Origin of the sequence: Streptomyces phaeofaciens, from assembly GCF_014648915.1 — a bacterium.
In the GTDB taxonomy this organism is placed as follows: Bacteria; Actinomycetota; Actinomycetes; order Streptomycetales; family Streptomycetaceae; genus Streptomyces; species Streptomyces phaeofaciens.
The window spans coordinates 31,865-53,377 of the sequence record NZ_BMSA01000038.1; the positions used below are offsets into that span (position 1 = coordinate 31,865).

Consider the following 21,513-nt stretch of genomic DNA (forward strand, 5'->3'; position numbering starts at 1 on the left):
ATGGCGACCCGGCCCCGGCGGGGCGTGGGCCGTCGGCCCGGCGGGGTCCGCAAGGTGGCGTGATGTGCTGGAGCGCGACGGCCGATCTGGTGGCGGGTGCGGGCATCGCGGCCGTCGGGGTGGCCTGTGCGGCGCGGGTGCGCGACCCCCGGGCCCTGCCGCTGGCCGCGCTGCCGCTGCTGCTCGGCGTCCACCAGATCGTCGAGTCGGTGGTCTGGCGCTCGGGCGGGGGCGGCGGGCCCGCCACCGTCGTCTGGGCGGTGATCGCGCTGCCGCTGCTGGCGGTGTGGACGCCCGTCGGGGTGTGGTGCGCCGCCCCGCCGCCCGCCCGGCCCCGGCTGCTCGTCCCGCTCGCGGTCGGCGCCGCGACGGCCGCGGTGCTGGCGTACGCCCTGGCCACGGGACCCGTGACGGCCGAGATCCGGGGCCGCACGATCGGCTACGCCGTCGACGCCCCTTTCCCGGCCGTGCTCGTCGTGGGCTATCTCCTGGCCACCGTCGGCTCGTTGCTGCTGTCGGGCGACCGACGGCTGGAGACCCTGGGGTTCCTGGCCGGGGTGGGCGCACTGGGCTGCTGGGCGCTGTGGCGGACGGAGTTCGTCTCGACGTGGTGCGCGGTCGCGGCCGTCTGCTCGGTGGTGCTGTTCGGCTGGGCGCGGGCCCGGCGGGACGGGGCACGGGGGGCACCGATGTGACGCACGGTCAGGCGAGCGCGGGTCCGCCCGTCTCGCCGAGGGTGAATCCCGTGCGGGCGGCGTGCAGTTCGGAGCGGACGAGTTCGAGGAGGCGGCCCGTCCAGTTGCGGCCCCGGCCGCCGTTGTCGCCCCAGAAGCAGGAGTCCATGTCGTCGTAGACGAGCGTGGCGTCGTCCGTGGCCAGGAGGATCTCGGCGAGGGCGGGGTGCTGGGCGTACTTGGCGCGCAGCAGGGTGGTCAGCACCGCCGTGCGGGCCTGTTCCCAGCCGTCGCGGCGCGGGGCGTCGGCGGCCAGGGTGCGGGCGGCATGGGCGTTGTCCTCCGCCGCGACCGCCGGGCGGGTGCCGGGGTCGGCGACGGAGAGGGCCCAGTAGGCGTGGGCGACGGAGGCGTAGGTGACGCCGCCGAGGTCGATCGGGGCAGGGTAGTCGTTGCGCAGGGCGTTGGTGCCCGGATCGTCGGACGGCTCCCGCACGAAGGTCTGGTAGAGGTGGATCGCGGGGGCGAACGGGGTGTCGGGGCCGTCCGCGGGGACCCGGGCGGCGCGGGCGGCGGCCGACCGGTCCCGTTGCTCGAAGTAGGCGAGCGCGCTGTCGTAGGCCTCCTGCGTGACCGGGTCGTCGGGCCGGTCCTCCGGGTACCCGCCGGGCCCGGCCACCAGGACCTGGAGCTGCCAGTCCTTGCGGTCCATGTCACCGAGGGCGTAGTGGCGCTGCGTCTCGGGGATGGCGAGGTAGGCCTCGCGGGCCGTCGCCCGGTTCTCCTCGGTCCGGTCGGCGAGGAACGCGTCGACGGCGGCCAGGCAGCGGTCCGTGGAGTCCGGGCGGCCGTTGAGCTGCTCGACGGTGTCACGGACCTCGGCGAGCAGCAGTTCGGGGGTGAGCCAGGAGTGCGGCTCGTCGAACTTCCACAGGGCCATCTCATGGGCGGACACCCGCGCGCCGGCCTCGAGATCGGTGGCGACCCAGCCGGTGCGCAGCTTCTCCTCGAACCCGTCCAGGGTGACCAGGCCCCAGCAGTCGACCAGCCCGTCCGCGTAGACGAACAGGTCGGTCAGGAAGTAGCTGCCGCCGTTGCGGATGAAGGCGTGGCGCCAGGTTCCGGGGACGCGCACGCCGTCCGCCACACGATGGGTGATCCTCGATCCGATCATCGGAGCATTCTGGCGGACCTGCCGACGGGGAGGCGCGCGAATTTCCTGACATCATCGAAGGCGGGCCGCACAGCCACCGGGAGACACCATGACGCGAGGGACCGGGCGGGGCGGACACGCCGCCGCGCCGCGCAGCGTGGACGTCGCCCGGCTGGCCGGGGTCTCGCAGAAGACCGTGTCACGCGTCTTCAACGACGAGCCGTACGTCTCCACCGAGGTCCGCCGGCGGGTCCTGGAGGCGGCGGAGGAACTCGGCTACCGGCGCAACGACGCCGCCCGCGCGCTGGCCTCCGGGCGCAGCCGCTCCATCGGGGTGGTGACCCTGGGCACCGCGCTGTACGGGCCCGTCTCGCTGCTCATGGGTGTCGAGCGGGCCGTCCGGGACACCGGCTACGCGCTGCGGGTGGTCAACACCGTGGAGGGCGACCCGGCCGGCATCGCGGGCGCCGTGGACTCGCTCCTCGACCAGGGGGTGGACGGCATCGTCGTCTCCGAACCGATCGACGAGTCCGGAGGCGAGGGCAGGGGCGAGGGCGAGATCGCCCTGCGGGCCGACGTGCCCGTCCTGGTGCTCGGCGCGCCCTCGCCGGTCACCGCGCCCACCGTGCTGACGGCGGGCGGCGGCGCCGGCCTGATGGCCCGCACCGCGACCGAACACCTCCTGGACCTCGGACATATGACGGTGCATCACCTCGCCGGTCCGCAGCGGTGGTACGCCGCCCGGGACCGGCTGGAGGGCTGGCGCGCCACGCTGACCGCGCACGACAGAGAGGTGCCGCCGGTCGTCGAGGGCGACTGGTCGGCCGCCTCCGGCCACCGGGCGGGCCGCGCACTGGCCGAGGACCCCGGCGTCACCGCGGTCTTCGCCGCCAACGACGACATGGCCATCGGCCTGATCCGCGCCCTGCTGGAGGCCGGCCGGCGGGTGCCGGAGGACGTCAGCGTCGTCGGCTTCGACGACACCCCGGTCGCCGCCTTCGTCACTCCGCCGCTGACCACGGTGCCGCAGCCGTTCGACGCCGTGGCGCGGGAGGGCCTGAAGCGTCTCGTGCACGCCATCGAGCACCCCGGCGCGGCCCCCCTGCCGTCGAGCGACCCACCCGTCGGCCTCGTCGTGCGCGCCTCGACCGCGCCCCCGCGAGCCCCCGGCCCGGGATCCGCTCTCACCGGGCGTCGTAGGCCTCGGGGTCGAAGCGGGCCAGCCGGCGGCGCATCCGTCCCGTCGACCACGGCCAGCTGAAGCTGTTGAGGCCGTTGGCGTCGAGGTAGTAGCTGGAGCAGCCGCCCGCGTTGTAGACGGTGGTCGGCAGCGCCTGCCGGACCTCGGCCCGGAAGGCGGCCTGCACCTCCGGGCGGACGTCCATGGCCGCCCAGCCCGCCGAGCGGACGTGCCGTACCGCGCCCACCAGGTGGTCGAGCTGGGCTTCGAGGACCATGAAGGCGGAGGAGTGCCCGGTGCCCAGATGCGGGCCGAGGAGGACGAACGCGTTGGGGAATCCGCTCACGGTGGTGCCCAGGTAGGCGTCCGGGCTGCCCTTCCAGTGGTCGTCGAGACTGGCGCCGTCGGCGTCGAACACCCGCCGGGCGATGGGCATGTCGAGGATGTGGAAGCCGGTGCCGAGGACGATGGTGTCCACGTCCGCGGTGCTGCCGTCCGCGCCGACGACCCGGCCGCCCTCGACCGCCCGGACGGCCGTGGCGTGGACGGTGACGTTGGGGCGGGTCAGCGCCGGATAGTAGGTGTTCGACAGCAGCAGCCTCTTGCAGCCCAGGGTGTAGTCGGGCGTCAGGTCCCGGCGCAGCCGGGGGTCCCTGACGGCGGCCCGCAGATGGAGCGCGCCCACCCGCTGCACCGCCCGCAGCAGGGCCGGGTGGCGGAAGCCCACGCCCAAGGCCTCCAGCGCCGCGTACTCCGCGCCGCGCAGGGCGCGCTGGGCGGCGGGAAAGCGGCGCAGCAGCAGGCGTTCGGCGCGCGGGACGTGATGATCGGGCTTGGGCAGCACCCACTGGGCGGTGCGCTGGAACAGGTGCAGCCGGGCGACGCGCGGCTGGATGGCAGGCACGAACTGCACGGCCGACGCGCCGCTGCCGATCACCGCGACGCGGGCCCCGGTCAGTTCGTGGTCGTGGCGCCAGCGGGAGGAGTGGAAGACCGTGCCGGGGAAGTCGGCGAGGCCGGGCAGGTCCGGGACCGCCGGCTCGTGCCACGGGCCGGCCGCCGAGATCAGGAAGCGGGCCCGGTAGCGGTCGCGGGTGGTCTCGACGTGCCAGCGCGCGTCGCCGGGGTGCCACTGGGCGCGGACGACCTCGGTGCGCGGCCGGACGAGCGGGGTGATGCCGTGGGCGGCGGCCGTGGCGTGCAGATAGGCGCGGATCTCGGGCTGCCCGGCGAACGCCCTGGTCCAGCGCGGGTTGGGGGCGAAGGAGTAGGAGTAGAGGGCGGAGGGCACGTCGCAGGCGCAGCCCGGGTAGGTGTTGTCCCGCCAGGTACCGCCCAGGTCGTCGGCCTTCTCGACGAGGACGAGGTCATGGACACCGGCCCGGCGCAGCCGGATGGCCGCTCCGATGCCGGAGAGACCGCTGCCGATGATCAGCGCCTCCACGTCACGGGTCTCGCGGGCCACGCTCGCCTTGAAGCGGTCCGGGCGGTCCGGGCGGTCAGGGCTGTCGAAGCGGTCGGGGCTGTCAGGGCTCCCGAAGCCGTCCAGGCTGTCGGGGCTGTCGGGGCTGTCGGGGCTGTCGGGGCTGTCGGGGTGCGGCATGTCAGGCTCCTGTCGTCCGGGCGGCGGGCCGCGCCCCGGCCGGGTCGCCGAGGTGCCGGCGTACGGCGGCGCGGGTGGTGCGCAGCGCCGTCTCCAGGACGGCCGGGCGGCGCCGGGGGTCCATGAAGTTGCCGCCGGCCACGGCCAGGTCGGCGGCGGTGGGCTCGATCCGGACGACCCGGGTGCCGGCCGCCCGCAGCGCGGCGCACTCGGCGTCCAGCGTCCGAGTCATGACCCGGCGCAGCAGTGCCTCGGCCCGGCCGAGTCCGGTCCGGGGCACCGGGGTGGACGAACTCATCGGCGCGAGGACGTACACCTCGTCCAGGCCCAGGGGCACCAGGAGGTCGGCCGAGGCGGTGGAGAGGATGCCGCCGTCGGCGTACCGCCGGCCGCCGATGCGCACCGGCGGGAACCAGCCCGGGACCGCCCAGGACGCCCGGAGCGCGTCCCGCAGGGCGGCGGGCCGGGTGTCCGGATGGCCGAAGACCGTCCGTCGGCCCGTGTCGAAGTCCGTGGCCACCAGCCAGGTCGCGGGATGGGACACCCAGCCCCCGGCGGGCGTGAGGAGGTCGGCGAGGGCGGTCAGCCGGCGGGCGTCCCCGCGGCCCTGGGGCAGCGCGCCGGAGAGTCCGGCCAGGGCGGGCACGCGGCGCCGCAGGGCGAGCCGGGCCAGGGCGGGCGAGCCCGGGAAGAGGGCCGGGCGGGGCGGGAGGCCCCGGGGCGGGGCCGTGAAGTGACGGACCAGTTCGGGGCGGGCCCCCGGGTCGGCCAGCTGGGCGGCGAGCAGCTCGTCCACGCCGACGCCGGCGCCGAGCAGGGCGGCCAGTTCCGCTCCGGCCGAGGTGCCGACCAGGGCCGCGGCCTCGCGCGGGTCCCAGCGCAGGGCCTGCCGGAGCGCGTGCAGCGCGGCGATCGTCCAGGTGGCGCCGAGGGTTCCGCCGCAGCCCAGCACCAGTCCGCGGGAGGGGGTCGGGCATGTGCCTGTAGGGGTCAACGGGGTCTCCGACCAATCGGGATACCGACGAGATCGGGATACTAGCGGTATCCGAATGCCGGGGACAGGGGGCGGATAGGATCCGGAGCCAGAGCCTCTCGGGAACGCCGCGCGAGGCGGAAAGGTGCACCGCCATGGCCCGCCTCAGCCGCGTCGAGAGCCAGGAACAGACCCGGGAGCGGCTCGTCGCCACCGCCCGCGAGCTGTTCCTGCGCAACGGCTACGGCGCCACGTCCCTCGGCGAGGTCGCCGAGACGGCCGGCTACTCCAAGGGCGCCGTGTACTCCAACTTCCGCGGCAAGGGCCATCTCTGCCTCGCCGTCCTCGACGCGGTGCGCGCGGATCAGCTGACCCTGCTCACGGACTCCGTCATGGGCGGCGGCGGGATCGACGACCGGCTCGCGGCCTTCGGCGCGTGGAGCGAGGCGCACATCGGCGAGGAGGCCTGGACCGCGCTCGAGGTCGAGTTCCTGACCGGGACCCGCCACGACGCCGAGCTGCGCCAGGAGATCACGGCACGGGTCGCCGCGGTCCGCGAGGTGCTCGCCCAGCTGCTGCTCACCCTGGCCGAGGACACCGGGACCTCGCTGGCCATGCCCGTCGACCGGGCGGCCGCGACGCTGCTCGGCCTCGGCATCGGACTCGGCGTCCAGCGCATCGCGGACCCCACCGTGCCCACGGCGGTGCTCACCGACACCCTGCGACTGGTCCTGGGCGGCCGCGGGTGACCGCGTCCGGCGGCACCCGCGCCCCGCGGCACGACTCCCGCGGAGGCACCTCCACCGGCCCCGCCCGACCGGATTCGATCATTCCGCACCCCGTCGTTTAAACCCCGTGCGTCACATGTGCCATACTCGGCGCCGCTTATAGCAAGATCCGACCGGGGGAGTCCACCATGCATGCCATTTCTTTGGGTGCCCCTTACCTGGACACGGACGCGGATCAGCTCTGCTTCTCCCTGGACCTTCCGGAGCGGCCGGCCCTCGCCGAGCGCGAGGTCGTCGTCGGCGGGATCGACGTACGGCTGCGGCTGCTCGGCGCCTCCCACCAGGTCTTCGTCGGACCGGTGCGGGAGACCGTGGCGTGTCTGCGCGAGACCGACCGGGGCCTGCCGGCCACCCACAGCGAGGAACTGCCGGGCTGGACCTACGACTTCGGCGCCGAGACCCGGCGTCTGGACCCGGAGGCGTTCAGCGCCGAGGTGGCGTGGGTCCTCGGCCTGGTGGCCGACAACGAGAACAGCCTGTGCGGGATCTTCCCCGGCTCACCGGAGGCGGTGACGGCCGTGGTCGTCGAGGCGGCCGACGGACCGGCGGGCGGCGGGCTGGTCTGGCGCACGTGGCACACCTATCCGCAGCACGGCCAGATCGTATCGACGCAGACCCGGCTGGAGGCCCGATGAACAGCTCCCGACTCACCCGCGCGGCGGTTGCGGCCGTGCTGGCCGCGGTCCTGCTCACCGCCTGCTCCTCCGGCGGGGACGACGGGGTCCCGCGCGGCTGGATCAGCGACACGTACACCGCGGACGGCGCGGACTGGCTCGACCCGGACAGCAACCCGATCGTGGTCGCCGACGCGATCCACGGCCACCGCGAGTCCCTCGACCGCGCCAGCGGCGACAGCATGGAGTTCCTGCGCTACGGCGACGACCTGGTCACCGTCTCGCCGGCCGGCGGCGGCAGCCGGATCGCCATAGAGGACTACCGCAACGGCTACCACCGCCACAGCCAGTACCTCAGCAGCTGGCCCGACCCGGACAGCGCCAGCTTCCGCGGCGGCGGCCCCGGCGAGGGCAAGTGACCCGCGCCGAGCCGGTCCGCACACCCCGCGCGGCCGCGTCCCGCAGACCCTGACCACGCCCTGAAGACCTGAAGACCTGAAGAAAGGCAACGCAGTGACCGAGATCTTCGAGTCGACCGGCCAGGCCCTGCTCTACGGAGTCGTGGGCCTCGTGGTGATGGCCGCCGGCTTCATCGCCCTCGACCTCGTCACGCCCGGCAAGCTCTTCCACGTGGTCTGGACGGACCGCAACCGCGGTGCGGCCGTCCTGCTGGGCAGCCAGTCCATAGCCGTGGGCCTGGTCATCATGGAGGCCATCCGGGCCAGCGAGTCCGAAGAGGGCCTGGGCTACGGCCTGCTGAGCACCCTCCTGTACGGTCTGGCCGGCGTCCTGGTGATGACGGTCGTCGGCATCGTGATCGGTCTGCTCACCCCCGGCCAGATGGGCGCGGTCGTCCTCGACGACAGCGACGGCCGTCCGCACCCCGGCGCCTGGGTCCAGGCCGGCATGTACCTCGGCACCGCGGTCATGGTCGGCGCGGCCATCTCGTAGCCGCCGCCCCCATGACCACCGTCACCCCGCAAGGCCGCGACACCGCGGCACCCGCCCGCCCCCCGGCCGTCCGGCACTCCCGGGGGGCGCGCTTCCTTCTGCTGCTCGCCGTGTTCCTCTGCGCGGCCTGCGGTCTCGTGTACGAACTGGCACTCACCGCGCTGGGCAGCTACCTCATCGGCAACTCGGTCCTCCAGACCTCCGTGGTCATCTCCGTGATGGTCTTCGCGATGGGGCTCGGCTCCCTCGCCGCCAAACCGCTGCGCCGCCGCGCGGTCGGCGCGTTCGCGCTGGTGGAGGCGGCCCTGGCGCTCGTCGGCGGACTGTCGGTGCTGGTGCTGTACGCGGCGTTCGCCTGGCTCCAGCTCTACACCCCGGTGATGATCGTGATCACCCTGGTGGTCGGACTGCTGATCGGCGCCGAGATCCCGCTCCTCATGACGCTGCTGCAGCGCATCCGGCGGCAGGAGGCGGGCAGCGCGGTCGCCGACATGTTCGCCGTCGACTACATCGGCGCACTCGTCGGCGGGCTCTGCTTCCCGCTGGTGCTCCTGCCGACGTTCGGCCAGCTGAAGGGCGCGCTGGTGGTGGGCGCGGTCAACGCGGTGGCCGGGGTCGTGGTGGTGGTGTTCATCTTCCGCCGCCAGACCCGGCGTTCGGTCCAGCTCGGTCTGCTCGCCACGGTCACGACGGTGCTGGCGGTGCTCGGCACGGCGTACGCGCTGGCGGACGAGCTGGAGGTCACCGCCCGTCAGCAGCTGTACCGGGACCCGATCGTGCACGCCGAGACCACGGCGTACCAGGAGATCGTCGTCACCCGCTCCACCGCGTTCACGGGCGAGCCGGACATGCGGCTCTTCCTCAACGGCGACCTCCAGTTCAGCTCCGTCGACGAGTACCGGTACCACGAGTCGCTGGTCCACCCCGCGCTGTCGGGCGACCGCGCGAACGTGCTGATCATGGGCGGCGGCGACGGGCTCGCGCTGCGCGAGGTGCTGCGCTACGACGACGTACGGCGGGTGACCCTCGTCGAACTCGACCCGGCGATGACCCGGCTGGCGCGCGGGTTCGAGCCGTTGCGCGCGCTGAACGACGGGGCGCTGGACGACCCCCGGGTCGAGGTGGTGAACGCGGACGCGTTCAACTGGCTGCGCAGCGCCCACGAGCGGTACGACGCGGTCGTCATCGACTTCCCGGACCCCGACACGGCGGCCCTGGCCAAGCTGTACTCGGTGGAGTTCTACCATCTGCTCGGCCAGGTGCTGACGCCGCGGAGCCAGGTGATGGTGCAGAGCGGGTCGCCGTTCTTCGCGCCGAAGACGTTCTGGTCGATCGCCGCGACCGTCGAGGCCGCGGGCTACACGACCACCGAGTTCCAGGTCGACGTGCCGAGCTTCGGCAACTGGGGTTACGTCCTCGCCTCCCCCGGCACCGGCGCGCCCCCACCGCTGCGGCTGGCGGCGGACGCGCCGCCCCTGCGCTACCTCGACGACGCGGTCCTGAAGGCGGCCACGGTGTTCCCCGTCGACCGCCGCCGCGTGGACGTACGGCCGAGCACGCTGATGGACCCGGCGGTGCTGGAGTACGTGCAGAGCGAGTGGGAGAACTACTGATCCCCGCCCCGGCCGGCTGATCCGGGCTCCGCCCCGGCCGGCCCACGCGGCGCCCACGCCCCGTCCACCGCGGTTTACAGGCGGCGGGCCGTCGACTAGCGTACAACCAAATGGTTTCACATCAAGGGGACAGCGGGAGCCTGGACCGGCTCTTCCACGCGCTGGCCGACACCACGCGCCGGGACATACTCCGCCGCTGCGTCCACGGCGATCTGTCCGTGTCCCAGCTGGCCGCCGCCTACCCGATGAGCTTCGCCGCGGTGCAGAAGCACGTGACGGTGCTGGAGCGGGCCGGGCTGGTCAGCAAGCGGCGGCACGGACGGGAACAGCTCGTCCTGACGGAGCCCGAGGCCGTGGCACGGGCCCGGCAGGCGCTCGACGACCTGGACACCCTGTGGCGCGGCCGGGTGGCGCGGATGTCCGGCCTGCTGGCACAGGAGCCGCAGCACCCCCGCACGAACCCCGGCACGCACGAACACCGTCCGAAGGAAGGACCGGAACGATGAGTGTGACCAGCGTGGACAAGGATTTCGACAGCCTCACCCTCACCCTGATCGCCGACTTCGCCGCCCCCGTCGAGCGGGTCTGGGAGCTGTGGGCCGACCCCCGGCGGCTGGAGCGCTGGTGGGGTCCGCCGACCTACCCGGCGACCGTCGAGGATCACGACCTGACCGCGGGCGGCGAGGTCACGTACGTCATGACGGGCCCCGAGGGCGACCGGCACCGCGGCTGGTGGCGGGTCACCTCGGTCGCCCCGCCCACGTCCCTGGAGTTCACCGACGGCTTCGCCGACCCGGACGGGACCCCGAGCACCACCATGCCGACCACCACGGTGTCCGTCCGGCTCACCGCGCACGGCGAGGGCACCCGGATGGAGATCCGGTCCGCCTTCGACACCCGGGAACAGATGGACCAGCTGGTGACCATGGGCATGGAGGAGGGCCTGAAGCTGGCCGTCGGCCAGATGGACGACCTGCTGACCGGCTGAGCACCCCGGTCAGGGGATCTCCTGCTCCGCCCAGATGATCTTCCCCTCTCCGGTGTAGCGGGCTCCCCACCGGTGGGAGAGCTGGGCCACCAGGAAGAGGCCACGGCCCCCCTCGTCCGTGCTGCGGGCGTGCCGCAGCCGGGGGGCCGTGCTGCTGGCGTCGGCGACCTCGCAGGTCAGCCGCGCGTCGCGGATGAGCCGCAGCCGGATGGGCCCGTCGGCGTAGCGGATCGCGTTGGTGACCAGCTCGCTCACGATCAGCTCCGACGTCATCGCCAGCTCCCCCAGCCCCCACTCCTCCACCTGACGCGTGGCCCTGGCCCGGGCCTCGGCGACGGCGACCGGGTCCGCGGGCACCTCCCAGGAGACGACATGGTCGGCGCCCAGGGCATGGGTGCGGGCCAGCAGCAGGGCGATGTCGTCGGGCTGGGGCACGGGCACCAGCTCCTCCACCGCCGAGGTGCACAGGGCCGCGAGGTCGGCGGCGGGCCGGGCCAGCACCTCCCCGAGCCGGACCATGCACGCCTCCATGTCCCGGTCGGCGCCCCCGATCAGCCCGTTGGTGTAGAGCCCGAGCAGGCTGTTCTCGGGCAGCTCGATCTCGGTGGACTCGAACGCCATCCCGCCCAGCCCGAGCGGGGGCCCGGCCGGCGGTTCCGGGAAGGACACCTGGCCGTCGGGCGCGACGACGACGGGCGGCGGGTGACCGGCCCGGGCCATGGTGCAGCGCCGGGTGATCGGGTCGTAGACGGCGTACAGACAGGTCGCGCCGAGCACGGCGGTGGCGGTGCTCGGCCGGGCGCTGTCGTCGGCCGCCTCCACGCTCAGCCGCAGTTGCAGGTCGTCGAGGTGGGCGAGCAGTTCGTCCGGGGGCATCTCCATGTCGGCGAGGGTCTGCACGGCGGTGCGCAGCCGGCCCATGGTCGCCGCGGCGGTGATGCCGTGCCCCACCACGTCCCCGACGACCAGGCCCACCCGCGCCCCGGACAGCGGGATCACGTCGAACCAGTCGCCGCCCACACCGTCCGTGGCGTCGGCCGGCAGATACGAGGAGGCGACCTCCACGGCCGTGCCGCCGGTCAGGGCCTGGGGCAGCAGACTGCGCTGGAGGGTGACCGCCGCCGTGTGCTCCCGGGTGTAGCGGCGGGCGTTGTCGACGCACAGCCCTGCCCGCGCCACCAGCTCCCGGGCCAGCAGGACGTCGTCGGGCTGGAAGGAGACGGGGTTGAGCGACCGTACGAAGGTGGTGAGGCCCAGGGCGGTGTTCCGGGCCCGCATCGGCACCGAGACCAGGGAGTGCAGACCCCACTCGCGCATGCTCCGCGCCCGCTCCGGCTCCTGGGACGCCCACAGTTCGTCGGCCGGGTCCAGGACCGGGATGAGGATCGGATCGCCGTCGATCAGCAGGGTCGCGTCGTGCGGCGGCGGGAGGAAGTCCACCCGGTCCCCGATCCTGGCCACCGCCTCCGGACAGCCCTCGCGCACCGAACTCATCCCGGCCCGCCGCATCACCGGCCGGGCGGGCGCCGGTCCCGCGTCCGTCAGCCACGTGCCGTGCCCCTCGGTGCTGAGCACCGGCTCCAGCAGGTCCACGACGACGAAGTCCGCGAACCGGGGCACGGCGAAGTCGGCCAGCTCCTGCGCGGTGCGCATCACGTCCAGGGTGGTGCCCACGCTGGTCCCGGCCTCGTTGACCAGCGTCAGGAGCCGGCGGGCGGTCCAGCGCTCGGTGATGTCCAGCACCATGTAGCAGACGCCGGTGACGGTGTCGTCCGCGCCCACCAGCGGGAAGAAGGACGTCGAGTAGGCGTGCTGACGGTGCGGGTCGGCCCAGCTCCAGCCCACGTACTCGTAGTCGGTGATCGGCACCCCGGTCCGCAGGACCTTGCGCATCTGGCCCTCGATGGCGACCGTCTGGAGGCCGGGCAGCAGCTCGCTCAGCCGGTGGCCCAGCCGCTGCTCGCGGGGCACCCCGCCGAACCGTTCCAGCGTGTCGTTGAGCCACACGTAGCGCAGCTCCAGGTCCAGCACCGCCATACCGACCGGGGAGCGGGTGAGGAAGCCGTCGATGACGGACGGGTCGACCGTGACGGGCCGGCGCTGCGGGCGCGCCGACAGCAGGAAGCACTCCTGCTCTCCGATCCGGAAGGACGCGGAGACCCGCAGGTCGACCTCGACGGTCCGGCCGTCCAGGTGCCGTGCGGAGATCAGGCCGTTCCAGCCCATGCCGGCACGGCAGCGCGCCGCGACGGCGGCCACCCTGGCCGGGTCCGCGGGCATCGCCACCAGCGCCGCGGCGGAGCCGCCGACCACCTCCGACGCCGGGTGTCCGAGCAGTGCCTCGGCGCCCCGTGTCCAGCCGGTCACGACGCCGTCGCCCGAGACGATCGCCGCCGCGTCGGTGGACGCGTCGAGGAGATCGCGCGGTCCCGCGGTCGTCGGGGCGTCGGAAGCCTCTCGCGCAGAATCCATTGCAGCCATCCTCTACCCGACCATGTTCCTGCTTGTCCGGCCGATGCGCACGGCGCCCGGCCGTGGCCCGGCACACGGCGCCCGGCCGCGGCCCCGGCTCCCGGCCGCGTTCCGGCCGCCTTCCGGCCGCCTTCCGGCCGCCGCGGTGTCGCACCCGGCGGACGGGAGGGAGCATGGAAGGGCCGGTGGCCTGAGCCCAGGTGGGCGGCCGCGCCGAAAAGCGCCGCCGCGTCCCGCCGAACGGTGGAGGAGGATCTCGGATGACAACCGAACCCTTCGGGTCCGACGGTGGCCCGCGCCCCTCCGAGGTGCCCCCGAGCACCGGTCTGCTGGACGTGCTGAGCGTGTCCGCGATGGTCGTCGACACCCAGGGCCGGATCGTGTTCTGGACCCCGCAGGCGGAGGAGCTGTTCGGCTACAGCGCGCAGGAGGCCCTCGGCGCGTACGCGGCACGGCTGTTCGTCCACCCCGAGCATCTCCAGTCCGTGGTACGGCTGTTCACGGAGGTGCTGGAGACCGGCCGCAGCTGGGCCGGCGCCTTCCCCATCCGCCACAAGGACGGCAGCAGCCGGCTGATGGAGTTCCGCAACATGCGGCTCCAGGACGACCTCGGGGACGTCTACGCGCTGGGCATCGCGGCCGACCACGCCCTGCTCCAGCGCGTCGAGACCGACCTCGCCCTGTGCGAGCGGCTGATCAACCAGTCCCCGATCGGCCTCGCCCTGCTGGACCCCGATCTGCGGTACGTCCTTGTCAACCCCGCCCTCGAACGCATCGACGGCATCCCCTCCGAGGACCATGTCGGCCGGCACCTGGGCGAGACCCTGCCCCTCCCGGACGTCGACACCATCGAGTCCGCGCTGCGCCAGGTGCTCACCACCGGCACCCCGCTGCTCGACCAGTACCACGTGGGCACCCCCCGCACCGATCCCGACCACGAGCACGCCTGGTCGCTGTCGTTCTACCGGCTGGAGGACCCCGGCGGGCGGGTCCTGGGCGCCGCCGTGTCGGTCGTCGACGTCACCGAACGCCACCGGGCCGCCTCGGAGGCCGACCGGGCCCGGCGGCGCCTCGCCCTGATCGCGGACGCCTCCACCAAGGTGGGCACCACGCTGGAGGTGGAGCGGACCGCCCGCGAACTGGCCGAGATCGCCGTCCCGCAGCTCGCCGACGTGGTCGCCGTGGACATCCTCGACTCCGCCCTGGCCTGCCGCCGCTCCCGCAGACCCGACAACGGCTCCGAGCTGTTCCGGGCCCTCGCCCTGAAGGCGGCCCACCCGACGGTGGCGCTGCGGGCCGCCGACCCGCCCGGTGACATCGCGGCCTACGAGGGGGACCGGCTGGTCACCCTGTGCGTGCACACCGGCCGCCCGGTGCTGGTGCGGCACGTCGGCGACCAGGACATCCCGCGGATCGCCCGGGACGCCGAGGCCGGTGCGATGCTGGCCCGGGCCGGGGTCCACTCGTATCTCGCCGTGCCGCTGATCGCCCACGGCGAGGTGCTCGGCGCCCTCGACCTCAAGCGGACCCGCAATCCGCTGCCGTTCGACGACGACGACGTGATCCTCGCCAGCGAGCTGGCCGGCCGCGCCGCCGTGGCCATCGACAACGCCCGCTGGTTCCAGAGCGTGCGCAACACCGCCCTCACCCTCCAGCGCAGTCTGCTGCCCGACCACGCGCCGCACCACACCGGTCTCGAGGTCGCCTCCCGCTACCAGCCCGCGCAGACCACCAGCGAGGTCGGCGGCGACTGGTACGACGTCATCCCCCTGACCGACGACAAGACCGCGCTGGTCGTCGGGGACGTCATGGGCAACGGCATCGACGCGGCCGCCACCATGGGCCGGCTGCGCACCGCCACCTGCGCCTACGCGGACCTCGACCTCGACCCCGGGGACGTGCTCCAGCATCTGGACAAGATCACCTGCGATCTGGAGCACTACATCGTCACCTGCCTCTACATCGTGTACGACCCCCGCACCGGGCGGTGCCGCATCGCCAACGCGGGACACATGCCGCCCGCGCTGGCCCGCCCCGGACAGGCCCCCGTGCTGCTCGACCTGCCGCCCTGCGCACCGCTCGGCGTAGGCGGCATCCACTTCGAGACCACCACCGCCGACCTGGGGCCCGGCGATCTTTTGGTGCTGTACACCGACGGCCTGGTCGAGACCCGGCAGCACCCCATCGACGACCGCCTGAACGTCCTCCTCGGCTTCCTGGACGAACCCGAACGGCCCCTGGAGCAGATCTGCGACCTGCTGCTGTACGGCCTGCGCCACCCCGACGACCACGACGACGTCGCCCTCCTGGTCGCCCGCGCGCTCTGAGCCCGTTCCGGGCCGGAGGAAGCCTGTCCTAGACGAACTCCAGGGCAGCCGCAACGCCGGCGGACTCGTTCAGCTCGGCCCAGACCGTCTTGCCGTACCGGGCGGTGCGGGTGCCCCAGCGGTCGGCGAGCTGCGCGACCAGGAACAGGCCGCGGCCGCCCTCGTCGAACGTGCGGGCCCGGCGCAGATGCGGGGTCGTGGTGCCGGAGTCGGAGACCTCGCAGAGCAGCGAGCGGTCGTGGATGAGGCGCAGCCGGATCGGCGGCCGGCCGTACCGGACGGCGTTGGTGACCAGCTCGCTGACGACGAGTCCGGCGGTGAAGTCCAGCTCCTCCAGTCCCCAGGCGCTCAGCTGCCGGGCGACGTCCGCGCGTGCCCCGGCGACGGCGGCGGGGTCCGCCGCCAGCTCCCAGGCGGCGACCTGGCGCTCCCCCAGCCCCCGGGTGCGGGCCAGCAGCAGGGCCACGTCGTCGTCCGGGCGGTCCGGCAGCATGGCGTCGAGTACCCGGTCGCAGGTCGCCTCCAGGGACGGCCCGGCGTGGTCGAGGGCCTGGCGCAGCCGGTCGAGGCCGGCCTCGACGTCGTGGTCGCGGGCCTCGATCAGGCCGTTGGTGTAGAGGGCGAGGAGGCTGCCCTCGGGCAGGTCGAACTCCGCCGCCTCGAAGGGCAGTCCGCCGAGGCCCAGGGGCGGGCCGGGCGGCAGGTCGAGGATCTCCGCCCGCCCGTCCGGGCGCAGCACGGCGGGCAGCACATGACCGGCGCGGGCGAGGGCGCAGCGCCGCGAGACGGGGTCGTAGACGGCGTACAGACAGGTGGCGCCGACGTCTCCCTCGGGGCCGTCGTCTCCTTCACCGCCGGTGTCCCCCTCGCCGTCGGTGTCCGGCCCGTCGGAGGCTTCCGCGGCCAGGCGCAGGACCACGTCGTCGAGGTGCGTGAGGAGTTCGTCGGGCGGCAGGTCGATGTCGGCGAGGGTGCGGACGGCGGTGCGCAGCCGGCCCATGGTGGCGGCGGCGTGGACACCGTGGCCGACGACGTCGCCGACGACGAGGGCGACCCGGGCGCCGGAGAGCGGGATGACGTCGTACCAGTCGCCGCCCACACCGGCCTGGGCACCGGCGGGCAGGTACCGCCAGGCGACGTCCACGGCGGACTGGCGCGGGGTGTGCCGCGGGAGCAGGCTGCGCTGGAGGGCGAGCGCGGCGGCCCGGGCGTGGGTGTAGCGGCGGGCGTTGTCCACGGCGACCGCCGCCCTGGCCGCGATCTCCTGTGCGAGCAGCAGGTCCTCGTCGTCGAAGAGGTCGGGGTCGCGGAAGCGTTCCAGCCGGGCCACGCCCAGGGTGGTGCCGCGGGCGCGCAGGGGGACGACGAGGGTGGAGTGGACCCGGTCGGGGCCGGCCGGGGGACCGCCCGGCGGGTGGGCGTCCTGCGCATGGTGGCGGGAGGGCCGGCCGGTGGCGAGGGCGCGGGCCGGGGCCGAACCCTCCGGGTAGGTGTGCAGGCCCTGCGGGGGTATCTCCGGGTCCGGGGGGTCCTCGGTCACGGACCGCTGGGCGACCCGCCGCAGCACGGGCGGGCTCTTGCCGGGGGCGTCGTTCCCGTGCAGGACCGAGTCCAGCAGGTCGACGGTGACGGAGTCGGCGAAGTGCTCGACGACGACGTCCGCCAGTTCCTCGGCGGTGCGGGCGATGTCGAGCGTGGTGCCGACGCACATGCTCGCGTCGCTCACCAGCGACAGCCGCCACCGCAGCCGCCGGTCGCGCTCCTCCTGGAACGCCGCCACGCTCTGCTCGGACGAGCGGTCCACGTACCCGATCCCCGTCATGATCATCAGGCGGGCGGCCGCGGTGACCTGCGTGGGGTCGTCGCTGAGCGCGGGCAGCTCGGCGAGCAGCCGGTCGAAGACGATGGCCTGGGCGAGCCGGTGGGCCCGCAGCAGCGCGCTGACGGAGGTGCCGTGCCGGGCGAGCCGGCGCGCGCGTTCGGCGTCGGCGGCGGGTGGTTCGAGCCGGTTCGGATCGACGCCGTGCGCGAGGTCGGACAGGGCACCGTTGATGTGGTCGGCGATGTTCTTCGACGTCATCCGGCCGATGTCCGGCTCGCCCCACAGTTCGGGGACCTCCTGCCGCAGGCATCGCTCCACGTCCGCGATCAGCCGGTCCCGGCCCGAGCCGAGCCGCCGCGCGGCGCGGGCCACCAGTCCGTCGGCGGTGACGTCCACAAGGAAGACGTTACGCCGTACGGGCGTATCCGCACCGCCGGGGCCGCTCCGGGCCGCCGGGGCCGCTCCGGGCCGCCAGGGCCCGCGGGGGCCCCGTCCGGCCGGGTGCCTCCCTGTGGGGAGGGCGGCCGGTGGGCGCGGGCGGCGTCGGTGGGAGAAGGCCGACGGGGGCGAAGTCGTACGCCCTGAGGTGGGCGTACGCGTCGAGGAGCTGGAGGCGAGGCAGCCGGGGTCGGCGAGGGCCCTGTCGACCCCGAAGTGGTCGCCCCAGCAGGGCCGAACGCCGTGCCGGGTGAGTGGTGCGTGCGGTGCGAACGGGTGGCGGTGTCGCCTACGCGGGTGCGAAGAGGTGGTCGCTGATCAGGCGGGCCCCGCCGATGACACCGGCGGTGGGTCCCAGCTCGCCCAGGACGATGGGCAGGTTGCGGGTCGCCAGGGGCAGTGACTGGCGGTAGACCTGGGTGCGGATCGCGGCGAGCAGGGTGTGGCCGAGGCCGGTCACCCCGCCGCCGATCACCACCAGGCCGGGGTTGAAGAAGGAGACGAGTCCGGCGATGACCTGGCCGACCTGGGTGCCGCCCGCGCGGATCAGGTCGAGCGCGGTGGCGTCACCGGCGGCGGCCGCGGCCGCGACGTCGACGGCGGTGAGGGTGCCGTTCGCCTCCAGCCGGGCCGCGAGGTCGGCGGAGAGGCCCTGGCGGGCGGCCTCCACCGCGTCCCGGGCCAGGGCGGCGCCGCTGAAGTGGGCCTCCAGGCAGCCCCGGTTGCCGCAGGCGCAGGGCCGGCCGTCGGGCACGGCCTGGATGTGGCCGATGTCGCCCGCGCTGCCGGTCGTACCGCGGTGGACCCGGCCGCCGACGACGATGCCGCAGCCGATACCCGTGCCGATCTTGACGCAGAGGTAGTCGGCGACCGGCCGGGCGACTCCGGCGTGCTGCTCCCCCATCGCCATGAGGTTCACGTCGTTGTCGACCATGACCGGGCAGCCGAGTTCCTGGCTGAGCGCCTCCCGCACGGGGAAGCCGTCCCAGCCCGGCATGATCGGCGGCGCGACCGGCACGCCCTCGGGGAACCGGACCGGGCCGGGGACGCCGACACCGGCGCCGTCGAAGCCCTCGGCGAGCCCGGTGGCCTTCAACTTCCCGGCCATCTCCAGGACTTGCTCGAAGACCGCGACGGGCCCCTCGCGGACGTCCATCGGCTGGTTCAGATGGCCGAGGATCTCCAGTTCCGCGTTGGTGACGGCGACGTCGACCGAGGTCGCGCCGATGTCGACACCGAGGAAGCGCAGGCCGGGGTGGAGCCGGACGTTGTGGGAGCGGCGGCCGCCGCGCGAGGCGGCGAGTCCGTCGGCCACCACCAGGCCCGTCTCCAGCAGCCGGTCCACCTCGACGGCCAGCTTGGACCGGGACAGGTCGACCCGGTCGCCCAGCTGGGCACGGGAGTGGGGGCCGCCGTCCCGGAGCAGCTTCAGCAGGCGGGACTGGTGCGCGTTCGCCGGTCGTGCCGTCATGCGTCTCACGAACCCCTCCCCGCCATGATTCGGCCACCAGTGACTGGCTTTCGAGGGGAAGGTAGCAGCGGCCGCCGACTCTGGGAAGAAGCGGTGGATAAAGGAGCTACGGCTTTCTCCATTCACAGGACAAAGCTCCACTCGCAGGACAAAGGCCTGGCCCACCGGCTCCGGCGGGGCACAGCGGCCACCTCCGCCCCTCGGGCCGGAGCTCACGGCACAGTGGGCACATGGACGCAGACAACAGGGACATTCTGGCCGGGGCGCACGTGGCGACCAGGCTGCCCACGCAGGACCTGGAGCGGGCGCGGCGCTTCTACGCCGAGCGGCTCGGCCTGGAGCCCGTCGACGAGCGGCCCGGCGGGCTGCTGTACCGGTGCGCGGGGGCGGAGTTCGCGCTGTACCGCTCGACGGGAGCCTCCTCCGGCACCTTCACCCAGATGGCCTTCCAGGTCGACGACATCGAGACCGCCGTGGCGGAGCTGAGGCGGCGAGGAGTCGTGTTCGAGGACGTCGACGTACCCGGCTTCCGGACGCACGACGGGATCGCCGAGGTCGAGGGGAACTATCCGAGCACGGGCGCGCGCGGCGAACGCGGCGCCTGGTTCCGCGACAGCGAGGGAAACCTGCTGGGCATCGGCCAGCCGGTGCTCTGAACGGGCGCCGGCCGTGGCCGGGGCGGGAACGGAACGCGGCGGACGGGCCGCCGCGCCACAGCTCACCCGTTGCCGAAGTGCCGGACCTTGAAGCCTCCGCCGTCCGGCTGCGCGGCCTTGTCCTTGGCCTCGGAGTAGACCTCGGCGAGCACGGCGGGCATCCCCGCGTAGTTCATCGCCCGCCGCACCCGGTCGCGCAGCTCCGCCCAGTCGACATCGCGGTCCTTGGCGCCGGCCAGCCCGCAGAGCCGCTTCAGTTCGGTCCGGGCGTCCTTGGCCCGGCGGGTCGTGGTGATCCCGTCCTTGGGGAACGCGGCCGCGAGCAGCCCGACCAGGCGCTCGATGAGCGCGTCCTGGGCGGAGGCCTTGGGCATCTTGCCCTTGTCGAGCGGGAGTACCAGCCCGTCGCCCTGACGCCCGGCGGGCCGGTACTCGGGGAAGTCCTGGAAGTCCGGCATGCTCAGCCGTCCCAGCAGGGCGCTCATCGGCTGGACCGTACCGTTGCGGGACTCCTGCCGGACCTCCTCGACCAGGCCGTCCGGGGCATAGGTGACCAGGGAGTTCGCCACCGCCGAGCCGACGACCTCGGTCATCCACGCCCCGCGGATCTCGTACTGGTCGGAGTCCTTCGCCTTGTCCGTGCTCTGGCTCAGGTTCCCGGGGTCGTAGACGGACTTGATCTGCTTCTCGCTGACCGCGTTGCCGGTCACCCGCCGGTAGGTCTCCAGGGGGACGAGGAAGGACCGCACCAGTGTCGTGGTCTGCGCCGTCGGCGTGGCGAAGCCGCTCGGGTCGCTGCGGTTCTTCTGGTCCTGGTAGGTGCGCACGTAGTGCATCGACCGCCACGGGCGGCCCATGTTCAGCCAGGCGGCGTCCTGCTGGTTGCGGAAGTCGATGGAGCCGTCCCCGCGCTGGTGCACGTCCTTGTGGCCGCCGCCGGCCATCACCGGTGCGAACACCGTCTGGTAGACGCGGACGTGCGGCTCCCCGTCGTGCTCCTCCACGTCGATGTCGCCCCGGTTGGTCAGCGAGACCTTGCCGCCGGCCGACGCCACGTAGCTCGGCTCCTGATGGATCATCCGCTGCACGGGCGCGGGTCCCTGGCCGGCCCCGGGCCGCCGTGCCGGACGACCCGCAGCGTCCGCCGGGGCGGCGGGGGCCGGCCCGCTCATCACCCGGACCGCGTTCGCCTCGGCGGCCCGCTCGTCGCGGTCGCCCGGATCGCTGACCCGCAGCCCCGCCCCGTTGTCCGCGCCGGCCACCGGGCCCGTGCGCTGCTGGATGACGTGGGTGAGCTCATGGGCGAGGGTGTGCTTGTCCGCGCCACCGGCCCCGATGACGACGTGGTGCCCCGAGGTGTAGGCGCGGGCACCCAGTTCGGCGGCGGAGCGGCGGGCGTCGGTGCCGGTGTGCAGGCGTACGTCGGAGAAGTCGGCGTCGAGCCGGGCCTCCATCTCCGAGCGCAGCGGGGCGGCGAGCGGCTGCCCCGGGGAGGACAGGACGTCGCCGACGGCGGACCGCTGCACCGCGGCGGTGTTCTGTGCGTGGCCGCACCCGGGCCCGTGCTCGTGCCGCTCCCGTTCCTCGCTGCGGACCAGCTGGACCGAGCGGGTGGCGGCCGCGTTCCCGGCGGTTCGCTGGAGGGCGAGGAGTCCGTCCGGGGACAGCGGGAGCGCCGGCCGGGCCGAGGCCGAGGCGGCACGGGCGGCCGCCCTCACCTCGCCGGACCCGGTGTTCCTCGCGGGGCGGTGCGCGCGCATGGTGGGATCCCTCTGTAGCGGTTCACACCC

General features: G+C 74.1%; 18 protein-coding genes. 11 read left to right on the forward strand and 7 right to left on the reverse strand.

Features of this window, described 5'->3' with window-relative positions; translation table 11 throughout:
- Window positions 1-62: 62 nt before the first annotated feature.
- Window positions 63-695, forward strand: coding sequence for a DUF6629 family protein (locus IE275_RS40215; protein WP_189717657.1), 633 nt, complete (start codon window positions 63-65; stop codon window positions 693-695).
- A gap of 7 nt (window positions 696-702) precedes the next feature.
- Here IE275_RS40215 and IE275_RS40220 read toward each other — a convergent pair whose 3' ends face one another.
- Window positions 703-1,848, reverse strand: a complete 1,146-nt coding sequence (locus tag IE275_RS40220; protein WP_189717658.1) for an NADAR family protein — start codon at window positions 1,846-1,848, stop codon at window positions 703-705.
- Window positions 1,849-1,936: 88 nt separating this feature from the next.
- On the opposite strand from IE275_RS40220, the gene IE275_RS40225 reads away from it, so the two are divergent.
- On the forward strand, window positions 1,937-3,088 hold the full coding sequence (locus IE275_RS40225) for a LacI family DNA-binding transcriptional regulator (RefSeq protein WP_189717659.1): 1,152 nt from the start codon (window positions 1,937-1,939) through the stop codon (window positions 3,086-3,088).
- Here the strand turns inward: IE275_RS40225 and IE275_RS40230 are convergent.
- A complete protein-coding gene (locus IE275_RS40230) occupies window positions 3,012-4,610 on the reverse strand; it encodes a flavin-containing monooxygenase (RefSeq protein WP_189717660.1) in 1,599 nt (532 codons plus the stop codon). The genes IE275_RS40225 and IE275_RS40230 overlap by 77 nt on opposite strands.
- Window position 4,611: 1 nt before the next feature.
- Window positions 4,612-5,604: a patatin-like phospholipase family protein gene (locus tag IE275_RS40235; RefSeq protein WP_229871085.1), complete on the reverse strand. Its 993-nt coding sequence runs from the start codon at window positions 5,602-5,604 to the stop codon at window positions 4,612-4,614.
- A 134-nt stretch (window positions 5,605-5,738) separates the two neighbouring features.
- Between IE275_RS40235 and IE275_RS40240 the strand changes: the two genes are divergently transcribed.
- The 7 genes from IE275_RS40240 to IE275_RS40270 all read left to right on the forward strand — a co-directional run bounded on the left by IE275_RS40240 (window position 5,739) and on the right by IE275_RS40270 (window position 10,537).
- Window positions 5,739-6,332 carry a TetR/AcrR family transcriptional regulator gene (locus IE275_RS40240; protein ID WP_189717661.1) on the forward strand — a complete coding sequence of 198 codons (594 nt, stop codon included), beginning with the start codon at window positions 5,739-5,741 and terminating at the stop codon, window positions 6,330-6,332.
- 167 nt (window positions 6,333-6,499) lie between these two features.
- The gene (locus tag IE275_RS40245) at window positions 6,500-7,006 is read left to right on the forward strand and encodes a DUF2617 family protein (protein ID WP_189717662.1); all 507 of its coding nucleotides are present in this window, start codon (window positions 6,500-6,502) and stop codon (window positions 7,004-7,006) included.
- Window positions 7,003-7,404, forward strand: a complete 402-nt coding sequence (locus tag IE275_RS40250) for a DUF4247 domain-containing protein (protein ID WP_189717663.1) — start codon at window positions 7,003-7,005, stop codon at window positions 7,402-7,404. The genes IE275_RS40245 and IE275_RS40250 overlap by 4 nt, the downstream gene beginning before the upstream one ends.
- 94 nt (window positions 7,405-7,498) lie before the next feature.
- A complete protein-coding gene (locus IE275_RS40255; RefSeq protein ID WP_189717664.1) occupies window positions 7,499-7,936 on the forward strand; it encodes a DUF350 domain-containing protein in 438 nt (145 codons plus the stop codon).
- A gap of 11 nt (window positions 7,937-7,947) precedes the next feature.
- On the forward strand, window positions 7,948-9,549 hold the full coding sequence (locus IE275_RS40260) for a polyamine aminopropyltransferase (RefSeq protein ID WP_189717665.1): 1,602 nt from the start codon (window positions 7,948-7,950) through the stop codon (window positions 9,547-9,549).
- 110 nt (window positions 9,550-9,659) lie between these two features.
- Complete coding sequence (locus IE275_RS40265) at window positions 9,660-10,055, forward strand: ArsR/SmtB family transcription factor (RefSeq protein ID WP_189717666.1); 396 nt, start codon at window positions 9,660-9,662, stop codon at window positions 10,053-10,055.
- The gene (locus IE275_RS40270; protein WP_189717667.1) at window positions 10,052-10,537 is read left to right on the forward strand and encodes an SRPBCC family protein; all 486 of its coding nucleotides are present in this window, start codon (window positions 10,052-10,054) and stop codon (window positions 10,535-10,537) included. The genes IE275_RS40265 and IE275_RS40270 overlap by 4 nt, the downstream gene beginning before the upstream one ends.
- A 9-nt stretch (window positions 10,538-10,546) precedes the next feature.
- Here the strand turns inward: IE275_RS40270 and IE275_RS40275 are convergent, their stop codons facing one another.
- Window positions 10,547-13,018: a SpoIIE family protein phosphatase gene (locus tag IE275_RS40275; protein ID WP_373299375.1), complete on the reverse strand. Its 2,472-nt coding sequence runs from the start codon at window positions 13,016-13,018 to the stop codon at window positions 10,547-10,549.
- 251 nt (window positions 13,019-13,269) lie between these two features.
- Here IE275_RS40275 and IE275_RS40280 point away from each other — a divergent pair, with 251 nt between their 5' ends.
- Window positions 13,270-15,336, forward strand: coding sequence for a SpoIIE family protein phosphatase (locus IE275_RS40280; RefSeq protein WP_189717669.1), 2,067 nt, complete (start codon window positions 13,270-13,272; stop codon window positions 15,334-15,336).
- A 28-nt stretch (window positions 15,337-15,364) separates the two neighbouring features.
- Here the strand turns inward: IE275_RS40280 and IE275_RS40285 are convergent, their stop codons facing one another.
- Complete coding sequence (locus IE275_RS40285; protein WP_189717670.1) at window positions 15,365-17,554, reverse strand: ATP-binding SpoIIE family protein phosphatase; 2,190 nt, start codon at window positions 17,552-17,554, stop codon at window positions 15,365-15,367.
- A 331-nt stretch (window positions 17,555-17,885) separates the two neighbouring features.
- Window positions 17,886-19,067 carry an ROK family transcriptional regulator gene (locus IE275_RS40290; RefSeq protein ID WP_189717689.1) on the reverse strand — a complete coding sequence of 394 codons (1,182 nt, stop codon included), beginning with the start codon at window positions 19,065-19,067 and terminating at the stop codon, window positions 17,886-17,888.
- A gap of 230 nt (window positions 19,068-19,297) precedes the next feature.
- Here IE275_RS40290 and IE275_RS40295 point away from each other — a divergent pair, with 230 nt between their 5' ends.
- Complete coding sequence (locus tag IE275_RS40295) at window positions 19,298-19,723, forward strand: VOC family protein (protein ID WP_189717671.1); 426 nt, start codon at window positions 19,298-19,300, stop codon at window positions 19,721-19,723.
- Between the two features lie 62 nt (window positions 19,724-19,785).
- Here IE275_RS40295 and IE275_RS40300 read toward each other — a convergent pair whose 3' ends face one another.
- The gene (locus tag IE275_RS40300; protein WP_189717672.1) at window positions 19,786-21,483 is read right to left on the reverse strand and encodes an eCIS core domain-containing protein; all 1,698 of its coding nucleotides are present in this window, start codon (window positions 21,481-21,483) and stop codon (window positions 19,786-19,788) included.
- Window positions 21,484-21,513: the final 30 nt, after the last annotated feature.